This window comes from Methanimicrococcus hacksteinii, assembly GCF_032714515.1.
GTDB classification, from domain to species: Archaea; Halobacteriota; Methanosarcinia; order Methanosarcinales; family Methanosarcinaceae; genus Methanimicrococcus; species Methanimicrococcus hacksteinii.
The window spans coordinates 57,360-63,359 of record NZ_JAWDKC010000020.1; the positions used below are offsets into that span (position 1 = coordinate 57,360).

Genomic DNA, 6,000 nt, shown 5'->3' on the forward strand with positions numbered 1-6,000 from the left:
CGAAAAGCAAAGAAACGAAGCGAAAAAAGAATAAAAAATGAAAATGAAAATAAACGAAAAAGAAAAAAATGAAACGGGAAATTCATCCCGTTCCGTTTTTTAAAACTTACGCCGGTTGGGTTTCTGAAAATTCCCGGTTTATTTGCACGGGAACCGTTGTGTTCATTGAAACGGCTGTCACCGCGTTTTCAATTCTGCCTTGCCGGCTGCCGCCGCCTTCCGCGCGTCCCATGTTGCCCATGCCGCCCATGCTGTTCATGTTCAGGTTTGAGGCGTCCAAAAGCGCGTCGGGGTTGGCAGCTTGCGCCTCGCTCGTTGACGGGATTGTTCCGTTCAGCTGTCCTTGGACACTTTCCGCGCGAAGCTCGCCGAAGAGGCGGAGCGCTTCAACCGAGGTCAAATATTCGCTGTAATTGTAGAACGCCGTTTGATCATTTTTCACGGATTCGCTGATCAAAGCATCCAGTTCCGTAATTTTCGCGTCATAATAACCGCTGTTGAAATAGCCGTCGACAATTTCCTGCAGGAATGTGTGATACATTTCTTTGTATTCGTCTTCTGCAATCAAAACGCCGATCAGCGGCCTGTCTTCCAAGCTGACGCCCGAAACCGGCGTGTCAATCGGGAAATTGATAGAGTCCGATGCCGCGCCGCCCTGGAAAGCGCCGAAAGCCAAGTTGAAGTCCCACGGTAAAATCACAATCTGCCCGTTCTTTTCGTACAGATAGTAATTGTGCTTCAAATTACTGACATAACTGTCCAAATTCACAAGCATCGTGTTTGCCGCAAAATAACGGAGCGTTCCGTCAACATCGACATACGTTTCCAGCTCTTCGCCCGCATTCAAATATTTCAGCGCCGTAATCACGCGCTTGAAATCCGAATTCTTGGCATTGTTGAAAACAGCGTTCTCAAAGATTTGACTGTAACTCGAAATTTCATCGTCCGTGTACACCAAATCCGCGCCGCCGCCCGTGCCGCCCATGCCGCCGAAACCGCCGGGACCGCTGCCGACTCCAAAATTACCGCCGGCCAAGTCCGGAAACTCGCCGTTCATGTTCTTCATGTCCGGGAAAGCACCTGTGCCGCCTTCAAACGGGTTTTGGTTTGCAGCCGTATCGGCTGTTTCCGTTGCCTGCTGTGTGTTCCATGCGGGCATTCCGCCGGCTGTCTGCATTCCGTCAGCCGTCTGCATTTCGTCAGCCGTCTGCATTTCGTCCGTCACCGGCATTCCGCCGGCCGTCTGCGTGCGGCCGCCGCCTTGCTGCATCTGTGTTCTGTCAGGCATTTGCATACCGTCGGGCATTTGCATTCCGCCGCCGTCGGGACGTTCTCCGCCGCCGCCGCCGTTTCCGCCGCCCATGCCCATGCTTTCAGGCTTGTAGAGCTGGCCGAAACTGCTGCCGTAAACGCGCGCCGCGAAATCTTCTTCCACGGCTTCGATGGCCAAATACATACCCCAATCTTCGCCGTTTATGGAAATGTCGGCGAAGCTGAGAAGCGGAGTGGGGACGCCGATGTACGCCATCATGTCATACGACAGGTATTCCTTCATGTAAGTCGGATCCTGATACATATTATTGATGACAAACTCTTCCAGGCCGAAGAATGTCTGGCCGTCAACGTATTTGTCCGCCTTCAGCTTGAAACTGTAGCGGTCCGAATCGCTGCTTGCGACCTGAGACAGGCTGGTCATTCCTTTGGTTCGGATGCCGACGGAATAAAATGTCTGACCGTTAATCGTCACATCGCATCTGTGGAATTCTTCCGCCGTCGGATTTGCCAATATGTCGGCCCAATCCTCTTCGGAAATATCAATGCTGATTGATGTAATCGTGCTTTGGTCGAAGATTTTGTCTTCATAATCCGGATGACTCGCGGCAGACTGAATGCCGAGGATGCTCGGGCAAAACATAAGAACGCAGACAAGAAGAACGGCAAAGACGACAAAACCCGCCGTTACAGCATTGAGGTATCGGCTGTTGATAAAACCGCTTTTCTTATCCGAGGCGCTCATGTCACATATTCTCCGTTGTAGCTGACTAAAACGGCGTTCTTGACGCCTTCTGTTTCAGAAATCTTATTTAAGAACGTGCTTTCCGAGTCGGGGAGGCGAACTTCAATCGTGAGTTCTGTTCCGCTGCCGGAAAGCGTCTTTGAGCGCAGAACGTGCTTCTTAACGGATGTCTTAATGATTTCCATGACCGCATCTTCAGCGTTTTCGCCTTCGAAATCAACCACCAGAATGTACGGCTGGTCTGTCGGCTTGCGGCTTGAAAAGACCATTAAAATAATACCGATAAAAACAGATCCGAAAACGGCCAGCGGAATCATTCCCGCGCCGATGACGATACCGGCAGAAATTGCCCAGAATAAGTAAGCGATGTCCATCGGCTCCTTCACGGCAGAACGGAAACGCACAATCGAAAGCGCGCCGACCATACCCAAAGACAGGACGATATTCGAACTGATCGCGATAATAATCATCGTCGTCACAACGGACATAGCGATTAAAGAAACGCCGAATCCCGAAGAATACATCACGCCGCTGAATGTTTTCTTATAAACAAAATAAATAAAAAGGCCGACAATGAATGCCAAAATCATGGCAATCGCCATATCCAACAAAGAGAAATTTGTCATATTGTCAATCAAATTCGATGACAATACATCATTAAACGTTAAAGTAGCCATTTCTTTTACTCCTCAATTAAATTATTCAAACAACAGATTTATCCGAACATGCGGGCAACGGCGTATTTTGAAAAAGCCGTGTTTTTCCGGTTCTGAACGCGGACAGCGTTTTGAACGACATCGGGCAGGAAATTGTCATATTTGACTTCCAGAATGATGATGTTCACACCGTGCGTCCGGACTGTCGGCAAATCGGGGTTAAACATATCTTTGGCGTGAACGCCTGTGGTAATTTGAGAATCCAGTGTAACGCGGACATTTCCCGGGCGGTAAATAAAAGGTTCGCGAATATAGTCAACAACCGTCTTCGGCCGGAGCTGTTCGTACTTCATCTTCGCGTACAGCTCCGTCAAAAGCGCATGCTCTGACTCTTTCATCCAGGACGTGTCGCCGGCAATCAGCCGCTCGCACTGTTCCTGCGTGACCGGGGCATCAATTTTATTACAGAAACCGTTGATTTTTGTTTTCTTCTCTAATCGGATAAAAGACGCGTCATCATTATACAATCGGATTCTGAATTTTTCACGGTTGTTGACGCCGTCTACTTTTTCCCGAAGAACACGATCATTCGGCGTTTCAAAGTATAAACTTCTGATTTTGTAAGTTCCGCTTTCATTGACATGCAAATCTTTTTCAGCAAACGCGGACAAACGATTTTTAATTGTCAGATAATCCGCCAAATTGATGTAATATTTCAATTCATGCCGGAATTTTAAGCCGTCCATATCTTATTCTCCAATACCTTCAAACTTCCAATGTAAACCTATTTTCGATACATGGTTTACATTATGTGCAATATCTAAATTTGTATATATAATTGTCGGTTATATCTTTCCTTAACCATGCTCTTGCATATTAAACTGCAAAACTTTCCTCATCTGTTTTAGCCGGCTTCTTGAATTTCTGTTTTAGTCAGCCTCTTGAATTTTTGTTTTAGTCAGCTTCTTGAATTTCTGTTTTAGTCCGCCTCTTGAATTTCTGTTTTAGTCCGCCTCTTGAATTTCTGTTTTAGTCAGCTTCTTGAATTTCTGTTTCCTGTTCGGCATTTTCCGGCTCCGAGTTCGGATTTTTCAGGTCCGATTTCTGATTTTCCGGTTCTGAGTTCGAATTTCCCGGTTTGTATCTCGGGTTTTCCGGTTTAATTTCATAGGTGAAAATCCGCGCCATAAACATCGCGTCAACAGGGGCGTCGACCGACAAATTAGATTGATCCACGCGCTGGTCAAAATGGTTTTTCGGAATCGTGCCGTTTAATTGTCCTTCAATGCTGTGCGCCCGATACTCTCCGAAAACCCGCAGCGCTTCAACACCTTCCGCATACCGCTCATACGAAACAAAAGCGGTCGGATCATCCCTGACGGCTTCTCCGATGAGCGCATCCATGTCGTTTATTGTTTTTTCATATCGGCCGCTCTTGAAATAACCGTCCAGAATATCCTGAAGAATCGCATAATACTGTTCTTTGCAGGCTTCATCTTTTAAAAGCATATTAATCATCGGCCGGTGATACATCGACACATTGGAATACACCGGCGTGTCAATCGGATAGTCAACAACCGACGGCGTGCTGTTGTCTTTGTAGCCGTCAAATGCGAAATTCAAATCCCACGGGAAAAGCATGATTTTTCCGTCTTTTTCATACAAGTAATAATTCTGAAGCGACGGCCCGGCATAGCTGTCCATGCTGACAAGAACGCCTGTTACCGCGATGTAGCCCAGCGTTTCATTCCGATAAACATAATTCTCTAAATTTTCACCGCGGCTGACGTGTTCAAGAGCTTCGACAACTTTCCGGCAGTCTGCTTTCGTTGTGTTTGAAAAAACGCGGTTTCCGAAGATTTGGTAATAATCCCAAACGTTATCGGTCGTGTAAATCAAATCGGCGCCTTGATTGACTTCCGTTCCCCACGGCGGCGAAACACCGTTTAATTTCGGCACATTCGATTCGTTAATCAATTCCGGTTTGTACAATTTTCCGAAATCATCACCGAAAATACGTCTTGCAAAATCATCTTCGACCGATTCGACAGCCGTGTAAAGCCCCCAGTCTTTTCCGTTGATGTCAATGTCCGCGTAAGCAAAAAGCGGCGTCGGAACACCGGCATAATCCATCATGTCATACGCCAGATATTCTTTCATGTACGTCGGGTCACGATAGTGATTGTTGACAACAAATTCTTTCAGGCCGAAAAAAGTCTGTCCGGGGATGTATTCATCCGCCTTGAACTTGAAACTGTAACGGTCAGAATTGCTGGCCTCCACCGACACCAAACTGGATTGCCCCTTGATGCGGATGCCGATATTGTAGAATTTTTTTCCGTTCACGGTCAAATTGCACGGCATATAACTTTCCGCTTTCGGATTGGAAAGAAGCAAGTCCCACTCCCGCTCTCCCATCTCAATTTCAGCGGACATGATTTTGTTTTTGTCAAACATCACTTCTTCGTAATTGGCGGCTTTTTCAGCCGGCTTGATACCGATGGAATCCGGAGAAATCATGAGAATTCCGACAAAAACAACGGCGGCAAAAACCAATACAACCGTCAGAAGATTGATGTATTTGCTGTTAATCAAACCGTTTCTTTTATTCGAATCCATACCCCTTCCCCGTCAGCAGCCCGGAATGCCGTAAAAATAAATAATGAATGAATGCCTGCTAAAATGAACAATGAACAAATGCCTGCAGAAATGAATAATGAATGTTTACAACTCCGTTTTTTGAAATGATGAGTAATAAAAGAAACACAGATATTTAAAAGAAAGGGTTAAAAGCGGCGGCCGATTAAGTTCCAAAGAATTCGCGAAAGAAATGCCGAGCTGTCCTTAAAGCCGTAAAACAGAAAAAAAGAATTTGTAAAAGTTTCAAATTTAAATAGATAAAATAAAATTAAATAAAAAAATAAACCGAAAATTTAGAATTCCGGTTTGGACAATGCATAAGCAACGCAGCAGATCACAATGCCGATTCCGACAAGTGCGAACTGGTTGACATCGCTTGTCAAGTCAAGTCCCGTCATCGGCGCGCCGAATGCGTACCATGCGAAAAGAACAACTGAAAGAACGACGGATGCCGCTGTAACATATGCAATCTCTTTAGTGCCAATCATTTTTAATCACCTGATGGTTGAAAGAATTTCTAAATTTATATAGTTTATCCTTTTCGATTATGATAATTCTTTAAGGGTCATGATAAGAACAACCATATAACTTGGTGTTAAAATCATGACTATGCAAATGAAAAATAAATACATTTTTCGTTCTAAAATTTCTGAAGCCAAATTTAGACAAATTGTGAAGCTTTTTGTT

Annotated in this window: 5 protein-coding genes and 1 pseudogene; 1 reads left to right on the top strand and 5 read right to left on the bottom strand. The window is 45.5% G+C overall.

Annotation, left to right across the window (positions count from 1 at the left end; genetic code table 11):
- Nucleotides 1-106: 106 nt before the first annotated feature.
- The 5 genes from MmiAt1_RS06515 to MmiAt1_RS06535 form a co-directional block, all read right to left on the bottom strand.
- The gene (locus tag MmiAt1_RS06515; protein WP_318786079.1) at nucleotides 107-2,017 is read right to left on the bottom strand and encodes a CotH kinase family protein; all 1,911 of its coding nucleotides are present in this window, start codon (nucleotides 2,015-2,017) and stop codon (nucleotides 107-109) included.
- Complete coding sequence (locus MmiAt1_RS06520) at nucleotides 2,014-2,694, bottom strand: DUF4956 domain-containing protein (protein ID WP_318786080.1); 681 nt, start codon at nucleotides 2,692-2,694, stop codon at nucleotides 2,014-2,016. Before MmiAt1_RS06520 ends, MmiAt1_RS06515 begins: the two co-directional genes overlap by 4 nt.
- A gap of 38 nt (nucleotides 2,695-2,732) precedes the next feature.
- The gene (locus MmiAt1_RS06525; RefSeq protein WP_318786081.1) at nucleotides 2,733-3,419 is read right to left on the bottom strand and encodes a polyphosphate polymerase domain-containing protein; all 687 of its coding nucleotides are present in this window, start codon (nucleotides 3,417-3,419) and stop codon (nucleotides 2,733-2,735) included.
- Between the two features lie 283 nt (nucleotides 3,420-3,702).
- A complete protein-coding gene (locus tag MmiAt1_RS06530) occupies nucleotides 3,703-5,292 on the bottom strand; it encodes a CotH kinase family protein (protein WP_318786082.1) in 1,590 nt (529 codons plus the stop codon).
- Between the two features lie 314 nt (nucleotides 5,293-5,606).
- Nucleotides 5,607-5,801: a hypothetical protein gene (locus MmiAt1_RS06535; protein ID WP_318786083.1), complete on the bottom strand. Its 195-nt coding sequence runs from the start codon at nucleotides 5,799-5,801 to the stop codon at nucleotides 5,607-5,609.
- Between the two features lie 121 nt (nucleotides 5,802-5,922).
- Between MmiAt1_RS06535 and MmiAt1_RS06540 the strand changes: the two are divergent.
- A pseudogene (locus MmiAt1_RS06540) lies at nucleotides 5,923-6,000 on the top strand (IS1595 family transposase); the annotation flags it as partial.